Annotated in this window: 24 protein-coding genes; 10 read left to right on the top strand and 14 right to left on the bottom strand. The window is 43.2% G+C overall.

Annotated features, from left to right (window positions below):
* Positions 1 to 140: 140 nt before the first annotated feature.
* On the bottom strand, positions 141 to 725 hold the full coding sequence (gene rrtA, locus ACM0P2_RS11240; RefSeq protein ID WP_159120586.1) for a rhombosortase: 585 nt from the start codon (positions 723 to 725) through the stop codon (positions 141 to 143).
* A 112-nt stretch (positions 726 to 837) separates the two neighbouring features.
* Here rrtA and ACM0P2_RS11235 point away from each other — a divergent pair, with 112 nt between their 5' ends.
* Both ACM0P2_RS11235 and ggt read left to right on the top strand, forming a co-directional pair.
* Positions 838 to 1,602, top strand: coding sequence for an enoyl-CoA hydratase (locus ACM0P2_RS11235; protein WP_419226604.1), 765 nt, complete (start codon positions 838 to 840; stop codon positions 1,600 to 1,602).
* 14 nt (positions 1,603 to 1,616) lie between these two features.
* On the top strand, positions 1,617 to 3,374 hold the full coding sequence (gene ggt / locus ACM0P2_RS11230; RefSeq protein WP_419226603.1) for a gamma-glutamyltransferase: 1,758 nt from the start codon (positions 1,617 to 1,619) through the stop codon (positions 3,372 to 3,374).
* 152 nt (positions 3,375 to 3,526) lie between these two features.
* On the opposite strand, the gene ACM0P2_RS11225 is transcribed toward ggt, so the two are convergent.
* Genes ACM0P2_RS11225 through ACM0P2_RS11215 form a run of 3 tightly spaced genes read right to left on the bottom strand, consistent with a single transcriptional unit; the run spans position 3,527 to position 5,068 of the window.
* On the bottom strand, positions 3,527 to 4,318 hold the full coding sequence (locus ACM0P2_RS11225; RefSeq protein WP_419226602.1) for a PhzF family phenazine biosynthesis protein: 792 nt from the start codon (positions 4,316 to 4,318) through the stop codon (positions 3,527 to 3,529).
* Positions 4,308 to 4,685, bottom strand: coding sequence for a DUF3703 domain-containing protein (locus ACM0P2_RS11220; protein ID WP_173361179.1), 378 nt, complete (start codon positions 4,683 to 4,685; stop codon positions 4,308 to 4,310). Before ACM0P2_RS11220 ends, ACM0P2_RS11225 begins: the two co-directional genes overlap by 11 nt.
* Before the next feature lie 14 nt (positions 4,686 to 4,699).
* Positions 4,700 to 5,068 (bottom strand): MmcQ/YjbR family DNA-binding protein, encoded by a 369-nt coding sequence (locus tag ACM0P2_RS11215; RefSeq protein WP_173361180.1) that lies wholly within the window; start codon positions 5,066 to 5,068, stop codon positions 4,700 to 4,702.
* A gap of 466 nt (positions 5,069 to 5,534) precedes the next feature.
* On the opposite strand from ACM0P2_RS11215, the gene ACM0P2_RS11210 reads away from it, so the two are divergent.
* From ACM0P2_RS11210 to ACM0P2_RS11195, 4 genes are all read left to right on the top strand, one after another.
* Complete coding sequence (locus ACM0P2_RS11210; RefSeq protein ID WP_173361181.1) at positions 5,535 to 5,957, top strand: putative toxin-antitoxin system toxin component, PIN family; 423 nt, start codon at positions 5,535 to 5,537, stop codon at positions 5,955 to 5,957.
* Position 5,958: 1 nt separating this feature from the next.
* On the top strand, positions 5,959 to 6,180 hold the full coding sequence (locus ACM0P2_RS11205) for a toxin-antitoxin system HicB family antitoxin (protein WP_173361182.1): 222 nt from the start codon (positions 5,959 to 5,961) through the stop codon (positions 6,178 to 6,180).
* A 172-nt stretch (positions 6,181 to 6,352) separates the two neighbouring features.
* A complete protein-coding gene (locus tag ACM0P2_RS11200) occupies positions 6,353 to 6,574 on the top strand; it encodes a TA system antitoxin ParD family protein (protein ID WP_173361183.1) in 222 nt (73 codons plus the stop codon).
* Positions 6,567 to 6,857: a type II toxin-antitoxin system RelE/ParE family toxin gene (locus tag ACM0P2_RS11195; protein WP_061997674.1), complete on the top strand. Its 291-nt coding sequence runs from the start codon at positions 6,567 to 6,569 to the stop codon at positions 6,855 to 6,857. The genes ACM0P2_RS11200 and ACM0P2_RS11195 overlap by 8 nt, the downstream gene beginning before the upstream one ends.
* 100 nt (positions 6,858 to 6,957) lie before the next feature.
* Here ACM0P2_RS11195 and ACM0P2_RS11190 read toward each other — a convergent pair whose 3' ends face one another.
* The 5 genes from ACM0P2_RS11190 to ACM0P2_RS11170 form a co-directional block, all read right to left on the bottom strand.
* On the bottom strand, positions 6,958 to 7,197 hold the full coding sequence (locus tag ACM0P2_RS11190; RefSeq protein ID WP_159120625.1) for a DUF2442 domain-containing protein: 240 nt from the start codon (positions 7,195 to 7,197) through the stop codon (positions 6,958 to 6,960).
* Positions 7,198 to 7,291: 94 nt separating this feature from the next.
* Positions 7,292 to 7,420, bottom strand: coding sequence for a DUF4160 domain-containing protein (locus tag ACM0P2_RS11185; protein WP_419227700.1), 129 nt, complete (start codon positions 7,418 to 7,420; stop codon positions 7,292 to 7,294).
* A gap of 511 nt (positions 7,421 to 7,931) precedes the next feature.
* Complete coding sequence (locus ACM0P2_RS11180) at positions 7,932 to 8,357, bottom strand: hypothetical protein (protein WP_173361185.1); 426 nt, start codon at positions 8,355 to 8,357, stop codon at positions 7,932 to 7,934.
* A 449-nt stretch (positions 8,358 to 8,806) separates the two neighbouring features.
* Positions 8,807 to 9,043 (bottom strand): hypothetical protein, encoded by a 237-nt coding sequence (locus ACM0P2_RS11175; RefSeq protein ID WP_419226601.1) that lies wholly within the window; start codon positions 9,041 to 9,043, stop codon positions 8,807 to 8,809.
* Between the two features lie 693 nt (positions 9,044 to 9,736).
* Positions 9,737 to 10,069, bottom strand: coding sequence for a hypothetical protein (locus tag ACM0P2_RS11170; RefSeq protein ID WP_419226600.1), 333 nt, complete (start codon positions 10,067 to 10,069; stop codon positions 9,737 to 9,739).
* 727 nt (positions 10,070 to 10,796) lie between these two features.
* Between ACM0P2_RS11170 and ltrA the strand changes: the two genes are divergently transcribed.
* Entirely contained in the window at positions 10,797 to 12,110 is a 1,314-nt protein-coding gene (gene ltrA, locus ACM0P2_RS11165; RefSeq protein ID WP_173361254.1) for a group II intron reverse transcriptase/maturase, read from the top strand.
* A 503-nt stretch (positions 12,111 to 12,613) separates the two neighbouring features.
* On the opposite strand, the gene ACM0P2_RS11160 is transcribed toward ltrA, so the two are convergent.
* From ACM0P2_RS11160 to cysK, 5 genes are all read right to left on the bottom strand, one after another.
* Entirely contained in the window at positions 12,614 to 12,895 is a 282-nt protein-coding gene (locus tag ACM0P2_RS11160; RefSeq protein WP_419226599.1) for a hypothetical protein, read from the bottom strand.
* A 117-nt stretch (positions 12,896 to 13,012) separates the two neighbouring features.
* On the bottom strand, positions 13,013 to 13,414 hold the full coding sequence (locus tag ACM0P2_RS11155) for a hypothetical protein (RefSeq protein ID WP_419226598.1): 402 nt from the start codon (positions 13,412 to 13,414) through the stop codon (positions 13,013 to 13,015).
* A 52-nt stretch (positions 13,415 to 13,466) separates the two neighbouring features.
* Positions 13,467 to 13,829: a hypothetical protein gene (locus tag ACM0P2_RS11150; RefSeq protein ID WP_419226597.1), complete on the bottom strand. Its 363-nt coding sequence runs from the start codon at positions 13,827 to 13,829 to the stop codon at positions 13,467 to 13,469.
* Between the two features lie 612 nt (positions 13,830 to 14,441).
* On the bottom strand, positions 14,442 to 14,900 hold the full coding sequence (locus tag ACM0P2_RS11145) for a hypothetical protein (RefSeq protein WP_159119184.1): 459 nt from the start codon (positions 14,898 to 14,900) through the stop codon (positions 14,442 to 14,444).
* Positions 14,901 to 15,141: 241 nt separating this feature from the next.
* Positions 15,142 to 16,107, bottom strand: a complete 966-nt coding sequence (gene cysK / locus ACM0P2_RS11140; protein ID WP_105931433.1) for a cysteine synthase A — start codon at positions 16,105 to 16,107, stop codon at positions 15,142 to 15,144.
* Positions 16,108 to 16,377: 270 nt separating this feature from the next.
* Here cysK and ACM0P2_RS11135 point away from each other — a divergent pair, with 270 nt between their 5' ends.
* From ACM0P2_RS11135 to ACM0P2_RS11125, 3 genes are all read left to right on the top strand, one after another.
* Positions 16,378 to 17,214, top strand: coding sequence for an AAA family ATPase (locus ACM0P2_RS11135; RefSeq protein ID WP_159119182.1), 837 nt, complete (start codon positions 16,378 to 16,380; stop codon positions 17,212 to 17,214).
* A complete protein-coding gene (locus ACM0P2_RS11130) occupies positions 17,214 to 18,395 on the top strand; it encodes a vWA domain-containing protein (RefSeq protein ID WP_159119180.1) in 1,182 nt (393 codons plus the stop codon). The genes ACM0P2_RS11135 and ACM0P2_RS11130 overlap by 1 nt, the downstream gene beginning before the upstream one ends.
* 207 nt (positions 18,396 to 18,602) lie before the next feature.
* Positions 18,603 to 19,442: a nucleotidyltransferase family protein gene (locus ACM0P2_RS11125; protein ID WP_159119178.1), complete on the top strand. Its 840-nt coding sequence runs from the start codon at positions 18,603 to 18,605 to the stop codon at positions 19,440 to 19,442.
* Positions 19,443 to 19,463: the final 21 nt, after the last annotated feature.

The raw sequence follows: 19,463 nt of genomic DNA, 5'->3' as shown, positions 1-19,463 counted from the left end.
GTTTGAAAAGCTACGAAAAAGGCCCGAATTCAACTGAATTCGGGCCTTTTTATTCTCATTAGCATTTTGGTTTACGCGCTTTTTATCTATCGCAGGCGGTTGAAATACATGGAAAGAGCGTCGCTCTATCGCAAGGGCGTTTATTTTCTTTTAGCGGTGATATACATAAGCAAAAATATAACAATGCCTGTCAGCGCACCGAATAAATGGGCATCTACGGCAACTTTTGCGTCAATCAGATTTGCGACTTGTTCGCTGCTACCGTCAATTTGTTCGTATCCCACTTTAATTGCTAAACCGATAAGTAATAACCAACCCGACTTCATTTTCTCTTTAATATCAACACAGGCGCCCCAGGCGAAAATACCGTGTAGTGCGCCCGACAAACCCGCGTACCAAATCAGATCTGGAGAGAAAAAATAAAGCCCGACACTAGTTCCTAAGCAGCACCAAACGAAAACTTTTAAGTACAAACCAATTCGATAATGTTCACCGTGAAGGGCCCACAACAGCGCCAGACCGGCTAAATTTAAAAGTAGGTGGTAGCCATTGGTGTGAACGATATTACCGCTAACTATACGCCAGGTTTCTAAACCTTGTATGGCATAACGGTCGTAAGCCAAATAATTGCCAGAAATGGGTTCAAAGCAAAACGCAACAACGGAGCATAGCGCTACAAATAAAGGACCAGCGCTATACTTAAGCGAAAACGGCAGTGACATCATCAGTGTTAGTTATTTTTGAATTTCGAATTTGCTGGCTATGATACAGAAATTGCCTACAGGGTGAAAACTGAAGTACACCTAAAATAAAATAGACGACAGTAAAGGAGTGATAATGTCTTACATCATTACCGAAAAAAATCAGCAGTGCTTAACTATTACACTTAACCGCACAGAGAAAAAGAATGCATTAACACGGGATATGTACCAGGCAATGGCGAATGCTATATTAGGTGTTAAGAACGATGGCTCGACGAAAGTGGTGGTGATTAAAGGCGCGGGCGATTGTTTTACCGCGGGTAATGACATTGGAGACTTTGCACAGCAACAAGAGCACGCTCAGGTGCCGGAAACAGCAGCGTTTATGCGCGCTCTGGCTGCATGTAACATACCTGTCATTGCACAAGTTCATGGTCTAGCGGTGGGAATAGGGACGACCTTGCTGCTTCACTGCGATTTTGTTTACGCTACTCCAGATACCCGATTTGTTCTACCGTTCATCAATTTAGGGCTTGTTCCAGAATATGCATCAAGTTATCTTTTGCCTAAGGTTGCAGGTCATATCAAAGCGGCAGAATGGCTAATGTTGGGTGAGCCTTTTTCTGCTGTCGACGCATTTCAATTCGGAATTTTGACCAAAATTACTGATGCCAATGAAATCGATCAGACTGTTCAAGCTACGGTTGATAAACTCATCGCCAAGCCTTCATTTTCGCTTAGACAAACAAAAGCACTATTAAAAGGCGATGGAGAGCATATCAATCAGCAAATGAACGAAGAATTTGATATTTTTTTAGAGGCATTGGGCACTACTGCAGCCCAAGAAGCGTTTGATGCGTTTCTTAAAAAACGCCCCATTAACCCCGAAAAGTTTAAATAAGAGGAAGTATTATTTTGAGACGCAGTGCTTTGTTGAGAGCTTCGGTAGTTACCTTTGCATTATCTAGCTGTTTTATTTTTGGTGCGACCGCGAAGCAAGCGCGCGAAGTAGGTGAGCCAGAAGCAGCCACAGGCTATATTGAGAAAAAGGCGTTTGAAGCTAGCGAATATATGGTTGTAGCAGCAAACCCTTACGCGTCTTGGGCGGGGAAGAATATACTAGAGAGAGGCGGAAGTGCTATCGATGCGGCCGTGGCTGTCCAATCAATGCTTTCTTTGGTTGAACCACAATCGTCCGGCATCGGTGGTGGCGCTTTCATCCTTTATTGGGATAATAAGAATAAAGTACTTCACACCTTTGACGGCCGCGAAACCGCGCCAAAAGCAGTAAATTCTCATTGGTTCATCGAAGGCAACAAACCTATGCGCTGGTTAGACGCCGTTGTAGGCGGTAAATCAGTAGGTGTGCCTGGCGCAGTAAAAGCGCTAGAAATGGCTCAGGGAGAGTTCGGTAAGCTACCTTGGAATACGCTCTTCGACGATACGATAAAAACCGCTGAAGACGGCTTTAAAGTGTCACCACGTCTGGCAAAGCTGGTGGCTTTAGACTATCACCCTGGTCTTAAAACTTTTCCTGCAAGTTCTACTTACTTCTTTCCAGCGGGTTTGCCGCTAAAAGAAGGCACAGTGAAGAAAAATAAAAAGTTAGCCAAAACGTTGAAAGGAATTGCTGAAAAGGGCAGCGATTATCTATTGAAAGGTGAAGTGGCTGAAAAAATTGTTGAAGCAGTGAATAGCGCTGAGATTAACCCAGGCCAGATGACGTTAGAAGATTTAGCAAACTATGAACCTGTAAAACGTGAACCTGTTTGTGGCCTTTATCACGAGAAACGTATTTGCGGCATGGCACCACCTAGTTCAGGAGGTGTAAATGTTTATCAAATTTTGAAAATGCTAGAAGGTTTCAATCTTGGCCAATACGCACCGGATTCGGTAGAGTTTGCAAATCTGTATACCCAAGCAAGTGCACTTTCATACGCGGATCGGGAGAAGTTTATTGCCGACAGCGATTTTACCAATCTTCCGTTTGCAGCCATGATCAATACGGCTTACCTAGAGCGCCGAGCTGAAAGCATTGGTGTGGATAAAGAGTGGAGCCGTAAGCGCGCAGGAAACCCGTACGCTGATGCGAACGTAGCACTTGGTACATCAATGGAACTGCCTAACACCTCTCATGTTTCCATCGTGGACAAAGAGGGCAATGCAGTATCAATGACTACCAGCATTGAGTTTATGTTTGGTTCTGGAATTATGGTCGAAGGCTTTTTGCTTAATAATCAGCTAACCGACTTTTCATTTTCGCCAACTAAAAACCGCTTTCCTGTCCCAAATCGAGTAGAGCCAGGTAAGCGCCCTAGAAGCGCTATGAGCCCTACAATGGTGTTCGACAAAGAAGGGAACTTAGAGGTGGTTGTCGGCTCACCAGGCGGCTCTAGAATTGTAAGCTATGTCGCTCAAACCCTAATTGGTGTTTTAGATTTTGGCTTGGATATTCAACAGGCTATCAACTTGCCTAAAATAACCAATAGAAACGACTATACGGCGTTAGAGAAGGGCACTCCAATAGCTGAACTAGAAGAGCCGTTAAAAGCCCTTGGACACAACGTTAAAGTGGTAGATTTAAACAGTGGTCTTCACGGAATACAGTTTAAATCAGGCAAACTGATTGGCGGTGCAGACCCACGTAGAGAAGGTATTGCTGTAGGGCGCTGATTTTTAAAACTAAATGCAGCAACCCGCAACGTGTTGATACATAATGAAAGCGGAAGGCTAAAAATCTTCCGCTTTTTCGTTTGTGTAAGACGATATGAGTCAAATGTGAGTCGATTGCCAATTCTGTCTAGTTTCTCTTCAATGATAAACCATCAGATAGATATGTACCCTTCAAGATAAGACACCGCTTGGCCGGAAATAAGCACGCGGTCGCCTGCAACTTCACATTTTAACGTTCCGCCTCGTTTAGATGCTTGATAGGCCATAAGTTTTGATTTTCCCAACCTTTTAGCCCAAAACGGTGCCAACCCAGTGTGGATTGAACCGGTTACTGGGTCTTCATCACCACCATTGGCCGGCCAAAAGTAGCGTGAAACAAAATCAAATTGTGTCCCAGGCGCTGTCACTACCACATCATAGGGCGCGAGTGTTTTAAGTTTATCACTGTCTTGTATCACGCTTATTACGTCGTCTTCGTCAGAGTAAACTGCAAAATATGCTTGACCGTTCTTCAATATACTTTCGGGCTTAATAGAAAGGCCTGCTAGCAATGCCTCGGGGACGTCATCGACAGGAGAAGGCATTCTGTTTGGAAAGTCCATTTGAATGAAACCGTCGTCTTTTCTAACGACTTTCATCATTCCCACCGAGTCTGCGAAAAAAGTAATGTGCGGTAGTTGATAATTATCGCTAAAAATCACGAATGCAGAAGCCAAGGTTGCATGCCCACAAAAATCAATTTCTGTAAGCGGGGAAAACCAGCGTATAGCAAAAACGCCGTTATCGTCTTCTACTAAAAATGCAGTTTCTGAGAGGTTATTTTCAGCTGCGATTTCCTGCATTTTTTCATCGCTGAGCCATTTTCCGGTTATAACGACGGCAGCTGGATTGCCTTTAAACCTGACGTTGGTAAAGGCATCAACAACATGTATTTTAATTTTCATACGATCGCGCTTTCTCTATTACTCTTTCAAGCTTTGGATTTATCGGCATCGCTTTAAATGGACTAACGTTAGCTCCGCCTGTATTTCCATGAGGTACAAGCCCGAAAACGGTTTTTGTGGCAGCGCCTATTATTCTGAATAGTTGACCACAAAACTCACCCAAATTACGCTGCTTAACTGCCCACAAAAGCATCATGATATGTACTTTTACGTGGAGTCGAGTGGAAGCTTGACCAAGAACGTGAGCATTTTCTAGATGTGCAAAAGCGTCTGCCTTGTTGTGTTGAAATTGCTTATTGCGAGCTAACGCCAGTTCGGCTTCGATATGGGGACGAATTTTGCGCGTAAAGCTCATTGCTTCAAACATGGTGTAAGCACCTTCTATTGAGGTTGATTTAAACCAAGCTCTTTTTGCATTTTCTTGGTTAACCCTAACGATACTAGTTTGTAAGATGCGCTTAAATAATATTCTAACGCCTCATCTTCATCATTCTCACAATTGTACTGTTGTATCCATTTCATTCCACGACTAGCAAGATAGGGCGCAGGTCTATAGCCAGGCTTTTCTTCTAGAAAAAAATAGTTTTGCTCAGACGTTTTAAAGGTAAAAGCAGGGTGTCCGTCCCTGCTAATGCTCCCAATAGCGAAAACTTTTCCACCCACTTTCCATACGTCAGAGTTACCCCATTGAACTATATGGGTGGTGCACGGTAACAATTCACAAAGGTGATTAAATTCCGCAAGGTTCATAAAAAACTAATCCACAGTAATTGAAAGAACTGATTTACCGTTCCTAGGTTACTTTTGTGAGATGTCACTCTACGTTATCTTTGGAACCACATACTAATGTTTCTTCGCCTAAATGATAAGCATTGTTAATAGCCATAAAGGTGCCGGAAACTACGCCAGAAATTCGAAGAAGTATAAGGCCACTTATCGAGTAAAAAGTGTTCGTATCTTCAAAGGCATTCACGACCTTTTTGGTGACATCCGTTTCTCTTTCTTAAATACATGGGGGCAAACATATACCCTGTAAATATCATTAAACTCCATAATTCCCTTTACACATAACTTTTTAATAACGGGCGCAGGCTGATTGTAATGGCGAAGCCGCCGTGCGTGTATGCGTTCCAGGAGCGCATTGAGTATGTTGATTAGATTGTTAGCTGCCATTGTCAAATTGAAAAGTGATAGCATATACGCGAGCATGTAAGCTATGAATAAAGTAGTTATTGACACCAGTGTACTTATTAGTGCTCTGATTGGCAAAACAGGGCCAGCCCGAGAAGTGATAAGGCAATGCTTGTTGGGGGATTTAAAGCCGCTGATTAGCACGACCTTATTCTTGGAGTACGAAGCAGTAAGCAAGCGAGACAAAATTAAAGAATTGTGCCCGCTTACCGAGGACGAAGTGAGCGAGTTGCTAGCAACATTTTTTAGTATTTGCGAATGGGTGCAGATACATTATTTGTGGCGGCTAAATTTAAAAGATGAAGGCGATAGCTTTCTTATAGAGCTGGCAGTTGCAGGAAATGCCGAGAGGATTATTACGAATAACCTAAAAGACCTGAGAAATACGGAATTACAATTTGATGGTTTGAAAGTGTTAGCGCCTGAAGATTATTTGAGAGAAGTTTAATATGTCCACTTTAACTGTACGTTTACCAGACGATAAGCATAATCGATTGAAGGCTTTGGCAGCGCATAAAAAGTTGAGCTTAAACAAATTGATAGAAGAATTGTCTACGCAAGCGATAGCTGAATTTGATACTGAGGTAAGATTTAAGGCGATTGCTGCTACTGGAGACAAAAAGAAAGGTTTGGAACTTCTAAATAAGCTTGATTCACATTTTGGCAGCTAACACCCGCATAACGGGCAAAAATGCGTAGGCTACAATTCCGAGCGAAGCGAAGGGAGCCTATGTGTTTTTGTCCCTAACGAGCACAGCGAGTGTTAATTCGTTTGTTATACGCAATTTGCTACAAATGTAGCGCATTGCTACAATGTAGTGGTGAACTACTAGGAGACATGTTATGGCAACAGCGAGCGTAAGACTAGACCAGAATTTAGTTGAGAAGGCGACCATTATGGGCAAAGCACTAAACCGAACTATGCCAAAACAGATTGAGCATTGGGCAAAGATAGGTGAAATGATGGAAGATAATCCTGATTTAACATACGAATTCGTGAAACAGGCAATTATTTCCAAAGCTGAAAAAGAGGCAGGAAAATTGGAGCCTTACGATTTTGGCTAAGATTACCAGTGTTTTACAGACAGCCAATTTTAAGAGAGCAGTAAAGAAGTTACATCAGAATCAGAAAAAAGACCTGGATAAAGCTGTAAAAGAACTTATGGACGATCCTCTTCTAGGAGAGCAGAAAAAAGGCGACCTAGCCTTTCTTCGTGTGTACAAGTTCAAGATGGTTAAGCAGTTAACTTTACTCGGTTACAGCTACGAGGATGGCACTGTAATACTTGAATTGATAGCGCTTGGCTCTCATGAAAACTTTTACCGCGATGTTAAAAAGTTATTCTGACCAATTGCGTATAACTTTTAAATAAGGGGCGCAGACATGTGGGGCATAATGGCGTAGCCGTCCCGCGTGTATGCGTCCCAGCGACCGGAGGGAGTGAACTTTAGGGCTTTGTTATGTGACGTTTCAAGAACTCAGGTGCCAGGTCGGCACCATTCGGCCAAACCACTGTCTCTAATTCTGGGTCAACAGCAACTTTAGAGAAAAAAGAAGAGTCCTTTAGCGGTTCAAAGACACTGCCAGATAGTTTGTTTTCTAAATTGACTTCGCCAGCTGTACCATCGTCAAATGTTACCCATAGTTTAAAGCCGTCGAGATATTTTGCGTTTCTAACGTGAAGCATAGTTTTACTCCAATGGTGCAATGTAGTTTAACGGTTCGCCATTTTGAGCCTTATGCCAATTCTCTTCTAGTTCGGCTCGATGCTCTGAAAGCCATTACTGAACGAATTTCGTGGCTCTGTTAGGAAGCGCTCCTTCAAGTATTGAACCGTCAAAGCCAAAGAGTGCCTCGTAATCAGAATATTTAGCATGAAAATGGGGAGGATTATGGTCGTTAAAATACATTGCGATTATAATCCCATAGAATCGGCTAATTACGGGCATTGTTGTTTGTGTCCCCCAACATTTGATTGTTAGATGCGTAGCTTAAAACTAATGAAATGTTTCTGCCTATCTAGCGTTATGAAGCTCATAAATATAAAAGTAGGCAAAAGGATTAGCCATGAGCCTTCTAAAAAAAAGACTAGTGGCAAATGCAATGCAGCTGAAAATATTAGTTTTTTAGGGCGTGACCAAGTGACGTAACTGATTTGAACCCATTTAGGCTCAAATATCATGATCGCCGCGATACCTAAGCATGCAGAGATAACGAAAAAAGTGGTAAAAGTGATAATATCCATTATTTTCTCCGCTTCGTCCAAGTGTCGTATAGTAATTGAACGATTTGATTTGTCAATTTACGGGAAGCACCTAACTTTTCAATAACGGGCGCAGGCACGTAGGGCATAATAGCGAAGCGGCCCTGCGTGTATGTGTCCCAGCGAACGCAGTGAGTATGTTGATTGACTTGTTATGTTCACTTTGCTGAAAACTCCTCAAGAATTCGCATAGTGGGTGTAGGCTTTGAAACCCATTCTCCGTTTTCCATAACCTGCATGGTTTCATTGAAGCCACCTTGAGAATTAAAATAATCCACAACTTCTGCATAAAAGTCTTCGATAACTTTGTCTTCTCGTTCACTTGTAGGTGGCAGCCTAAAGGCATCTGTAACTAGAACTTTGTGAGAAACATGGCCTCTTAAAGCTAACCTAGCTTTTTCAATCTCTCGATTTTCGATATGTCTTAACGCATATAGCATAAATCTTCCGTTATCTACGTGCTCTTTGGTGTAGCTAGCAGAATCCAATGATGTGGTTAAATAGAATGAAGAGAAAAAGCCAAGGCTAAACACAGCCATGGTAAAAAGGCCGCCAAGAACTCCTATTAAAACTTTAGATTTCATAAACCATCCTTGTGAACATAGACGCATAACGGGCAAAAATACGTAGGCTACAATACCAAGCGAAGCGCAGGGCGCCTACGTGTTTTTGTCCCTGGCGAGCGCAGCGAGTGTTAATGCGCTTGTTATGTGCGTGCAGAAACAAGCCTTTTGTTTTGCATCATTTTAAATAAAAAGTAGATGGTAATAATAGGACAAATAAACAGCGCTTTGTATGAAAAAGTGACTGGGTATGTATCTGGTAACCAGAGTCCGATAGCAATTGCAAAAAGAATCGAAGTAATGCCTAAACAGCAGAAGATCAAAAGGGAATAGAGTGCAATTTTCAGCAGAGTGGAGGGCATTGGAAAAATTGCTTTTTCGATGAGCTTGTACCCTGTAATGAAGAATATAATTGTTACCAGATTTGCAAAAAATAGATCCATCTAAGCATTCTCTTTAGCACATAACTTTTAAATAAGGGGCGCTAACACGTAGGGCATAATAGCGAAGCGGCCCTGCGTGTTAGCGTCCCAAGAGCGACCGAAGGGAGTGGTCTTAAGCGCCTTGTTATAAGCAAAGCCAGTTCCTTTGATCTTTTTAAAAACTGTTGAAGCCAGCATACGATTGATTGTTAACGCAGACAAGAAAAACGACTGTGCAGTGATGTTTTTGATTTGACAGAAGCTAGCCGCTATCTGAGCTATCAAGTGTAATGGCGCTTGCTGGCTGAAAATAAGAACTAGAAGGTAAAGCGCCTATTACACCACCTTTGAATTGAAAGCGGCGGATTTAAACCTACCACAAGCCAGAGCGATGCTAATGAAAACAGGTGAGGGTAGTTTTACTGGAATTTTTATATAGCCAAACGAAGTTTAGGCTGACGCCTTATAACTTTTCAATAACGGGCGCAGACATGTGGGGCATAATGGCGCAGCCGCCCCGCGTGTATGCGTCCGAGGAGAGTGGTCTTAAGCGCCTTGTTATAAGCAAAGCCAGTTCCTTTGGTCTTTTTAAAAACTGTTGAAGCCAGCATACGATTGATTGTTAACGCAGACAAGAAAAACGACTGTGCAGTGATGTTTTTGATTTGACAGAAGCTAGCCGCTATCTGAGCTATCAAGTGTAATGGCGCTTGCTGACTGTGAATAAGAACTTGGTGTCAAAGCGCCTAACGCGCAACCGCAGTATTTAAAGCGGCGACATTAAAGCTACCAAAAGCCAGAGCGATGCTAGTTAAAACAGATGAAGGTAGTTGAACTAAGTTTTTTACAACGCCAAACGAAGTTTAGGCTGACGCCTTCTAACTTTCCAATAACGGGCGCAGACATGTGGGGCATAATGGCGCAGCCGCGCCACGTGTATGCGTCCCAGCGAACGTAGTGAGTGAGTTTATTGGGTTGTTATATGCCTTGTTTATTAAACCTGATGACATCTTTGTGTAATCCATAAGACATGCTCAATCCAAGCGTATCGTTAAAATAGAACTGAATATATCCATTATTGAGCCTAGCTTCCCAGTTACTGATATTGTCGTAGCGAGAAAGGTATAGATTTACTTTTTTCTTTCTCCCAAGGTTCCAAGACCTTCCAATGGGATCGTCGTACCAAGCACTTGAAACAATGCCATTCGTTTCATAAATAGCTACATTGTAAGCTGCATTTGAAACTTTATATTGCCTTTCCTCTTCGGACTCAAAAAAGACAGGGCTGCCAATCTTTTTTAATATAGCCAATCCATCTTCTATTGGAATGCCTAAAGGTACGTGAGGGCTTTTGAGTTTTTTAAACCAGATAATGTCCGTATTCCTTTGGCATATAACACTAAGCTAAGGGGCAAAAGCACAATGCGAAAATGGCGGAGCCGCATTGTGTTTTTGTTCCAGCGGCCCGCGCAGCGGGTTGCGACTTGAGCGTTTTGTGTACGCCCAGCATGGGCATGAACTAATGAGGTGAAAGTCCTCTGTAGGAAGGTCACCATCCTTAGCGATTAATATTGCTATTAGATGATAACTACTAGCGAATGGCAAGGGCAAACCCGTGAGGGCTTGTCTGGAGGAAGCCGCTAGCAAATCTGCGAGCTGATGAACAAGAACATCATATGAGGCGTAGGCTGAAGGTGAGTTGGCACAAGACAACGAAACCATGTGACTTAACGGCTACCGTAAATGATGCAGCAGTGCAGAGACAGTGCATGCTCTTATCTGGGGAGATCTGCTTAACAAGCGATCGGTAATTAACCAGTGAGGTTCTGGTATACAAGTGCCTTGGCTTTTCAGCGTCATCGACTGGAAGGAGCGAACTAGATGAAAACCGATAGCGCCTACAAGGGTAACCTTGAAGGTGATTAAGTAGAAGTCAGCAGACGGCATAGTAGCCAAACGCCCATCGTAATGGTTGGGACACGGTGAAGGCCTGAATACTTAGATCAAAGGAGGAGCCTTATTGAACTTGAATACACGAATGCCGACCGGTAGTGACGTGACTCAGCGTATCGATAAGCAGCCAGCCTTTAGTGCTGATCTACTTGTGCTCATTCTCCGACCCGCTAATATTCTAGCTGCGTGGAAACGAGTTCGAGCCAATAAGGGGGCCGCTGGCATCGATGGCATGTCCATTGATGATTTCCCTGCTTGGGCAAAACAGGGCAACTGGAAACGTATTATGAATGAGCTCCACTCAGGCCAATACCAACCTTCACCTGTTAGACGCGTGGAAATTGATAAACCCGATGGCGGTAAACGCCAACTAGGTATTCCTACCGTCTTCGACAGGGTTATCCAACAAGCTATTGCTCAAGTGTTAACGCCCATCTTCGACCCAACCTTCTCAGACAACAGTTTTGGGTTTAGGCCAAACCGAAATGGGCAACAAGCGGTGAAGCAGGTACAAAGCATCATTAAAATGGGACGCCGTTTTACTGTAGATGTGGACCTGTCAAAGTTCTTCGACCGCGTTAATCACGATTTACTCATGACCCACCTTGGCTATAAAGTGAAGGATAAGCGATTGCTTAAATTGATTAAACGCTACTTGCGAGCTGGGGTTATCGATAACCAGCTTTATAGTGAGAGCCGAGAAGGTGTTCCTCAAGGCGGGCCGTTATCACCCTTACTGGCGAACATTATGCTCGACCCTTTGGACAAAGAGCTTGAGAAACGAGGCCATAAGTTTGCTCGCTACGCGGATGACTTCACTATCTTGGTGAATACTCCACGTGCGGGTAAGCGCGTGCTTAGCAGTATCAGCAGCTTCCTGAGTCACCGTCTGAAACTGATCGTGAATTCGGTCAAAAGCCACGTCGTCAAAACCAGTGAAAGCAAGTTCCTTGGATTCACATTCAAGGCAGGTCGCATTCAATGGCACCCAAAGACATTGCTGAAATTTAAGCAACAGGTCAGACGGTTAACGAACCGTAACTGGGGCGTGTCTATGCACTACCAACTCTCTAAGCTCAGCCAATATTTACGTGGCTGGATAAATTACTTTGGTATCGCTAGTGGCTATCAGCGATGCGTCGATCTAGATCATTGGATCAGGCGCAGAATCAGAATGGCCTATTGGCGACAATGGCGAAAGCCGCGCACCAAAGTGAGACGCTTAATGAAATTGGGTGTGCAAGTTCAGGCCGCAGTTGCGTGTGGTATCACCAGCAAAGGGCCATGGCGCAGTGCTAAAACTCCGGGGGTTAATCAAGCTTTATCACTTGATTACTTAAAATCCGAAGGGCTTTATTCATTGCGTGATGGTTGGATCGCGCTTCACCATTCTAAGTGAAACGCCCTGTGCGGAGCCGCATGCAGGGTGTTGTGGGGGCTGGAGGTTAGATACCTCCGGCTACCCGATTAGGCGTACAACGAAACGTACGCAGCTTTGCTGCCACCACTAGCCAATTAGCCAGCTTGTTTAAATTATTGAATTTAAGATAAAACAACCCTGTGCGAAAAGCCAGATGTTAACGACATTGCTGGATAAAAGAGCGAGTTTAGAAAGCTGGTGATGTTGAATGTTGGCGTTGCGATGTTGATGAAAAGCGCGTTGCTAGAGCCGTTGAAACAACCGAGAAAGCTAGCCGCGAACACGACCTAGCGAAACAACCTTGATGCTGGAATGTCACTTCTTAACCAACATTTTAATGCTGTAAGTAAATGACGCCTAACACCCAACTTTGGGGCGCAAATACGTAGGCTAAAATACGGAGCGAAGCGAAGGGAGCCTACGTGTTTGTGTCCCAGCGAACGCAGTGAGCGACAATAGTTGTTTGTTAGGTGCGTGCATGTTTAAGCCGCCTTTTGTCTTTTAGCAAGATACCAAAAAAACACTCCTAAAATCGAACCATAAATTGAGCAAGTCAATATAGTAAGTAAAGCTGATTCAAAATTTTCGTTACCCAATAATTCAATAAACAGTAACCCGAAAGAGTTCGCTAAAAGAACAGCGGCAGAAAGATACCAATATATGGCGCCTGATGTTTTATTTTTAATTAAAAGAAATATTGGCAACGAGAGCAATACTATGGCCAAGGCAGGAAACAAAAATACAAAAAACACTACTAATGGCATTGATTTCCTTGAAGCACCTAACTTTTAAATAAGGGGCGCAGACATGTGGGGCATAATGGCGAAGCCGCCCTGCGTGTATGCGTCCCAGCGAACGAAGTGAGTGACTTAATTTTTTTGTTAGGTGTAATTGCCAATAAAAGGACCGTACAATTTAAGACTGCCATCCAAGCCATTGTGAACCAGTATATAACTCAATGACTCACCTTTAGGCCTAAAGAGAGTAAAAGCTAAACTATCTGAAACCAATTCACTTCTTAGTTCACACACTTCATCAATACCTAACGTACCTCTTTGAAACTCTCTGTCTGAAATGTTTTCATGAATTAAGTTACCGTTTTGAAGCTGTAGTTTTATATATTTTACTTCTAAATTTTCGCAGCTGCGCACTTTTACTGCATGAGCATTAAAACTGCTGAACGTAGCCATAACAACGACAAAAGTAAGTATTTTCATCATTACACCTAACTTTCCAATAACGGGCGCAGACATGTGGGGCATAATGGCGAAGCCGCCCCACATGAATGCGTCCCAGCGAACGTAGTGAGTGTGTTTATTGGCTTGTTAGGTGCGCTCACGCCAAGACCCCATTTAGCAGCATACTGGGCATAAAAAAGTAAAAAGCCAATAAGCCCGAACTTGTAAATAGAAGTGCGGCTGCACAAAAAGAAGCTTGTACGAAGAAAACGGAAGGTTTAGCAGATGCGCTATGCCTAAAAGCCACTACTGAGGTTTGTAAACATTCTTTAATTGCATGGTATTTTGTTGAGAACCAAGAAATGATGGGAGCTAGGCTAGCAAAAACGAGAGCAAATGCGACTTCCATACCACCCAATTGAACTAAGAAGGCTATCTCTGGCAAAACTGCCGCCGCAACAACCATTGCGATACCGATAACTGCGCGTTGTAGATTAGTTAATTCATTCCATGATTTCATAATTTTTCCTTTCAGCACCTAACTTTTAAATAAGGGGCGCAGGCGCGTGGGCTAAAATGCGAAGCAGCCCACGTGTATGCGTCCCAGCCTGCGCTAGCAGGCGACTTAATTTTTTTGTTAGCCCAACTACATAAACTTACGCGGCTTGCCGCCAACAGATAATGAATTTACCTAAAGGCTAAACTGTTAAAAACGACTATAAGACAACACTGCGATAATTGAAACAACCATGTGATTTAGCGTCGTCTTGTGATTTGAAGCTGAAAAGAGAGAAGACGGACATGCCTACGATTGGTTTAAAAATGAAGTGAAGTTGACGGCGTCTTACGAAGCGACTGAAAACTACCTTGTTGTACCTGATTACCTGATGAATTTATTCTTTGCGCTTAAATTAGTAATTCGGGCTAACAATTTATTATACGGAAAAAATCCTTTATGCAAGGCGGAAAGAATCCGTATATCAATTTAGGGTGATACCAAAATATCACCCTAAAATAATATTTTAAATAACAAATACAATAATAAAGGCGTCAAATACGGAAACTATCCTTTTTATTTTCGCGTGCCGCAAATAGCAGGTAACATGTATAAATAAACAGTGGTTTGGTGTGGCTATAAATAGGCATCTGGATGAATTTTATTTACCTTCCACTCACCACCTTCTTTTATCAGGTCTAAGCTACGTAAGTCTTCTACTTTGTCACCGTTATAGTTGCCGCTAAGAAAAACGGTGATGGTTGATTTCTCAGAAAACTCACTTCGGCCAACTTGGCCAGCGCTTTGTGGGGTTACTGTAACAGTGTCGTACTTTAAATTAAGTAGATGTCGCTGTACGTTGTTATTTGTATGATATCTCGTCAAAATTCGCGACATTTTTTCACTTGAAAGGCGAATGGCTCTGTCAAGGTTATCGTCTTCGTAAACGCTTTTAAGGAACATAACGGTTGTATATTCGGGTGTGCTTTCATCAAGCATTCCGTATCTACCTATTCCTTCTTCTTTTTCACCACAGGCAGATAGCATCAAAACTGTAAAAAGCCCTGTAAGGGCGTACCACATACGCGTTTTCATTTGGATTACCTTAATTTTAAGAGGTCCGTTTCTTATTGATAGTTTTATACCCCATTGAAGTCAACACACATAGTACTTCAATCACTCTCATGTTGATTATTCACAACATTCAGTTAAAAAGCAAAGTTGAAAGAAGGGGCGAGCGCTAAAATAGGAGCAGAGTAGGGGGAATAGAACAAAACATAAGATATAAAAAAGCGAGGCATTGAGCCTCGCTTATCAAATACAACTGCAGTTGGGTTTACTGAACTTCTTCTTGCTCGTCGAAGGCACCAGCAAAGAGTGGGCTGCTTAAATAACGCTCTGTTCCGCTTGCTAACAATACAACAACAATTTTGTCTTTGTTCTCTGGGCGTTCAGCAAAGCGTTTTGCTGCAACAACTGCTGCACCTGACGAAATACCCGCAAGAATACCTTCATCGGTCATAAGTTTGCGCGCCATTTCCATACATTCTTCGTTTGAAACCTGTTCAACTTCATCAATCAAACTTAGATCTAGGTTACCAGGAATGAAACCAGCGCCTATGCCTTGGATTTTGTGTGGTCCAGGAGTTAGCTCCTCACCAGCAAGGGCCTGCGTGATAACTGGCGAGTCTGTCGGTTCTACTGCTACTGAAGTAATAGCTTTACCCTTGGTATTTTTAAGATAACGACTAACTCCGGTAATTGTACCGCCCGTACCTACACCCGCAACGAATGCGTCAACTTTACCATCGGTATCTTCCCAAATTTCTGGGCCCGTGGTTTTTTCATGAATGGCTGGGTTAGCCGGGTTGTCGAATTGTTGTAGCAATACGTATTTATCTGGGTCTGATGCCACAATTTCTTGTGCAGCGGCAACCGCACCTTTCATACCCTTTGGCGCTTCAGTAAGGACTAGGTTTGCACCCAATGCTTTTAACAGCTTACGACGCTCTAAACTCATGCTGCTAGGCATTGTAAGCGTAAGTTTGTAGCCGCGAGAGGCTGCAACAAAGGCTAACGCAATACCGGTATTGCCACTTGTAGGCTCTACTATTTCTTTGCCTTCGGTTAAAACACCGCGCTTTTCTGCATCCCAAATCATGTTAGCACCGATGCGGCATTTAACACTGAAACTTGGGTTGCGCGACTCGATTTTTGCGTAAACATTACCTGATGTTACGCGATTCAATTTTACTAGCGGCGTGCGGCCAATAGATAGGGAGTGGTCGTCAAATACGTTCATTATAAATCTTTACCTCGTTCCTGATTTAAAGGAAACCCCTTCTGTCGTGATCTGTACGACCTTTTTAGTAGTTAATAATTCAACGCCTGTGATAGTTAATAATTCACAGCCTAAATTAGGGGATTTCGTTATACCCCTATATCATTGGTCCCATTTATAAAAATGCAAAGTGCTTTTTAGCTATATGTTATATCGATGGGAAATCATATGAAGCCCTTGATATCATAGCTAAACTAGCAAAGACGAAAAATTAAACGGAGTACAACAATAATGGCTTTCAGTGGCACGTCTAATTATATCGCAACCAAAGATTTACAGTTGGCTGTAAATGCAGCTATCACGCTTGAGCGCCCGCTTTTAATCAAGGGCGAACCCGGTACGGGCAAAACCATGCTTGCAGAGGAATTGGCCGAAAGCCTGGGAACCGAGCTAATTCAGTGGCACATCAAGTCGACCACAAAAGCGCAGCAAGGTTTGTATGAATATGACGCAGTATCCCGCCTTCGCGACTCTCAATTAGGTGATGACCGCGTACACGATATCGGCAACTACATCGTAAAAGGTAAGTTGTGGGAAGCGTTTAGTGCAGAAAAGCGCCCGGTACTGTTGATTGATGAAATTGATAAAGCTGACATTGAGTTTCCTAACGACTTGCTTTTAGAACTCGATAAGATGGAATTCTTTGTGTACGAAACACAGGAGCGTGTTGTTGCGAAACAGCGTCCTATTGTTATCATCACGTCGAACAATGAAAAAGAACTGCCAGATGCATTCTTACGCCGCTGTTTTTTCCACTATATTCAGTTCCCGAATCCAGATGACATGCAAGAAATTGTGAATGTGCACTTTCCTGATTTAAAGAAGAAGCTGCTTGATGAAGCGTTAAAAGCTTTTTTCGAAATTCGCGATGTCCCAGGACTTAAAAAGAAACCTTCTACGTCAGAACTCATCGATTGGTTAAAGCTTCTTGTTGCTGAAGATATTCCTCCAGAAGCGCTGCATTCAAAAGACGGTAAAGCAGCAATACCGCCACTGTACGGCGCTTTACTTAAAAATGAGCAAGACATTCATTTGTTTGAAAAACTGGTCTTTATGGCGCGTCGCTAATGCTTATTCAGTTTTTTTATACACTGCGAAAATATCAGGTTAAAACCACGCTGCGCGAGTTACTTGATTTGCTGAGTGCGCTTGAAAAGCACGTGGTGTATGCCGACATTGAAGCCTTTTATAGTTTGTCGCGTACCATCATGGTGAAAGACGAGACCCAATACGATAAGTTCGATAGGGCGTTTGCTGAGTATTTTGAAGGGGTTGAGTCTATTGACCTGTTTGGCAAAGACATTCCCGAAGAGTGGTTACGCAAGGAAATTGAGAAAAACCTAAGCCCAGAGGAACGAGAAGCATTGCGTAAAGCGGGCGGTCTAGACGAACTGATGGAAACCTTGAAGAAACGCTTAGAAGAACAGGAAAAGCGTCACCAAGGTGGAAATAAATGGGTCGGTACGGGCGGTACTTCACCCTTTGGTGCCTATGGCGACAACCCCGAGGGCGTGAGAATTGGTCAGAAGGGTAATAGGAAGTTTTCTGCGGCTAAAGTATGGGATAAACGCGAGTTTAAAAACCTGAGTTCAGATGTGGAATTGGGGACCCGTAACATTAAAGTGGCATTGAGAAAGTTGCGTAAGTTTGCCCGCACGGGTGCCAGTGAACAGCTTGACGTGCATACAACCATCGGTGAAACCGCTAAAAAAGGCGGTTTGCTTGATATCCATATGGCCCCTGAGCGTCACAACGCGGTAAAGGTACTGATGTTTTTTGATGTGGGAGGCTCTATGGACCCTCACGTTAAGAGCACCCAAGAACTTTTTTCAGCAGTGCAGACCGAGTTTAAATATTTAGAGTACTTTTACTTTCACAACTGCGTTTATGAAGAAGTGTGGAAAGATAATCTTCGTCGCAACAAAGAGCGCATTCCTATTTGGGATATCATTCACCGCTACGGTAAAGACTATAAGGTTATTTTTGTTGGCGACGCTACCATGGGGCCGTATGAAATTACGTATCCAGGGGGCAGTGTAGAGCATTGGAACGAAGAGCCAGGCAGTGTATGGATGCAGCGTATATTGAATCATTTCAATAATGCCGTATGGCTCAACCCTCAGCCTGAAAACTATTGGCCTTATTATTCGTCAGTCAAAATAATGCGAGAAATAATGGAAGACCGAATGTACGGGCTCACTCTCGAGGGGTTAACGGCGGCTATTAAAGGGCTTAGCCGAAGCCGTTGATTTGTGCTTTTATGGTAAGAGCTCGTGTGAAAAAGCGCCGTGAGTTTGCCACAATTTAGCTGTAGCGTATTAACAGCTTGCGTGCGGCTTTCAACTTCTAGCACTATCCACGTTTGAAAAAACGCCCGCACAGGGCGCTTTTTATAAGTAATTCCAAGTCATGCTTTATGACCGCAGTTAAACTAAACATTAAAGGGTGCGTAAACGTTGCATACTGAAAGCTATCATTTGGCGTTTTTATTACTTGCCGGAGGTCGAAGTGCGCGTTACGGGGGGAATAAACTTTTATCTGAGCACCCTGAATCAAATCTACCTCTCGTTGAGCACAGTCTACGTGTGCTTTTAAATGCGAAAACGGCACATACAAATACGCAAGTCACCAATTGCGAAGCCGCGGTTTCTGAAGTAAGTCATAAAGGTTTATTCGATAAAACGAATCAGGTTACCCTAGTTGCGGGCAAATGGCATGAAAGTTTAGAAACACAGCTAAGCCACTGTCCGGTTAACCTTGTACACAATACACAGTGGGAAGAGGGGATTGCGTCTAGTATTCGTTTTGGATTGCAGCATATTTTAACAGTATCCTGTTCGGTTTCCGAGACAATAGCGCCAAAATCAAATGGCAATAACCACAGCGGCTTACACGGTCCAGAACACGCGAGCCGTAGCTACTCGCCGAGCCACTTGCTCATTTCTTTGGCAGACTTACCGTGTTTAGCAGAGCAGGATTTAGCAAACTTGATCCAAGCGTCGCAAAATAACCCTGATAAAATTGTGTGCTGTGAATGGAAAGCTAAAAACAGTGGAAACGAAACTCTGAATGGTTCAGAGGCACGGCTTACGGTACCGGCCATATTTCCTAAGGCTTTATTCGGCGAGCTTCTTACGCTTGAGGGAGACACAGGCGCTAAACCCATTATCAGAAAATACATGAAAAAAGGGAAAGTCGTTGCGATACCTACGCCCAATGCCCAGTTTGATATAGATGTACCACAAGACTGGGCCAATATAGCAATGCCAAGAAATCGAGCCACTCATGAAGACTAACCGATAACGCTTAATGAACGT

Origin of the sequence: Alteromonas sp. OM2203, assembly GCF_048517045.1 — a bacterium.
GTDB lineage: Bacteria > Pseudomonadota > Gammaproteobacteria > Enterobacterales > Alteromonadaceae > Alteromonas > Alteromonas gracilis.
The sequence above is the reverse complement of the archived record's forward strand: the minus strand, read 5'-3'. Positions and strand labels throughout refer to the sequence as shown.

Coding starts and splice junctions, on each gene's coding strand:
- rrtA (WP_159120586.1), bottom strand. CDS start 725: ATGATGTCACTGCCGTTTTCGCTTAAGTATAGCGCTGGTCCTTTATTT.
- ACM0P2_RS11235 (WP_419226604.1), top strand. CDS start 838: ATGTCTTACATCATTACCGAAAAAAATCAGCAGTGCTTAACTATTACA.
- ACM0P2_RS11225 (WP_419226602.1), bottom strand. CDS start 4,318: ATGAAAATTAAAATACATGTTGTTGATGCCTTTACCAACGTCAGGTTT.
- ACM0P2_RS11220 (WP_173361179.1), bottom strand. CDS start 4,685: ATGTTTGAAGCAATGAGCTTTACGCGCAAAATTCGTCCCCATATCGAA.
- ACM0P2_RS11215 (WP_173361180.1), bottom strand. CDS start 5,068: ATGAACCTTGCGGAATTTAATCACCTTTGTGAATTGTTACCGTGCACC.
- ACM0P2_RS11210 (WP_173361181.1), top strand. CDS start 5,535: ATGAATAAAGTAGTTATTGACACCAGTGTACTTATTAGTGCTCTGATT.
- ACM0P2_RS11205 (WP_173361182.1), top strand. CDS start 5,959: ATGTCCACTTTAACTGTACGTTTACCAGACGATAAGCATAATCGATTG.
- ACM0P2_RS11200 (WP_173361183.1), top strand. CDS start 6,353: ATGGCAACAGCGAGCGTAAGACTAGACCAGAATTTAGTTGAGAAGGCG.
- ACM0P2_RS11190 (WP_159120625.1), bottom strand. CDS start 7,197: ATGCTTCACGTTAGAAACGCAAAATATCTCGACGGCTTTAAACTATGG.
- ACM0P2_RS11185 (WP_419227700.1), bottom strand. CDS start 7,420: ATGTATTTTAACGACCATAATCCTCCCCATTTTCATGCTAAATATTCT.
- ACM0P2_RS11180 (WP_173361185.1), bottom strand. CDS start 8,357: ATGAAATCTAAAGTTTTAATAGGAGTTCTTGGCGGCCTTTTTACCATG.
- ltrA (WP_173361254.1), top strand. CDS start 10,797: ATGCCGACCGGTAGTGACGTGACTCAGCGTATCGATAAGCAGCCAGCC.
- ACM0P2_RS11160 (WP_419226599.1), bottom strand. CDS start 12,895: ATGCCATTAGTAGTGTTTTTTGTATTTTTGTTTCCTGCCTTGGCCATA.
- ACM0P2_RS11155 (WP_419226598.1), bottom strand. CDS start 13,414: ATGTGGGGCGGCTTCGCCATTATGCCCCACATGTCTGCGCCCGTTATT.
- ACM0P2_RS11150 (WP_419226597.1), bottom strand. CDS start 13,829: ATGAAATCATGGAATGAATTAACTAATCTACAACGCGCAGTTATCGGT.
- ACM0P2_RS11145 (WP_159119184.1), bottom strand. CDS start 14,900: ATGAAAACGCGTATGTGGTACGCCCTTACAGGGCTTTTTACAGTTTTG.
- cysK (WP_105931433.1), bottom strand. CDS start 16,107: ATGAACGTATTTGACGACCACTCCCTATCTATTGGCCGCACGCCGCTA.
- ACM0P2_RS11135 (WP_159119182.1), top strand. CDS start 16,378: ATGGCTTTCAGTGGCACGTCTAATTATATCGCAACCAAAGATTTACAG.
- ACM0P2_RS11130 (WP_159119180.1), top strand. CDS start 17,214: ATGCTTATTCAGTTTTTTTATACACTGCGAAAATATCAGGTTAAAACC.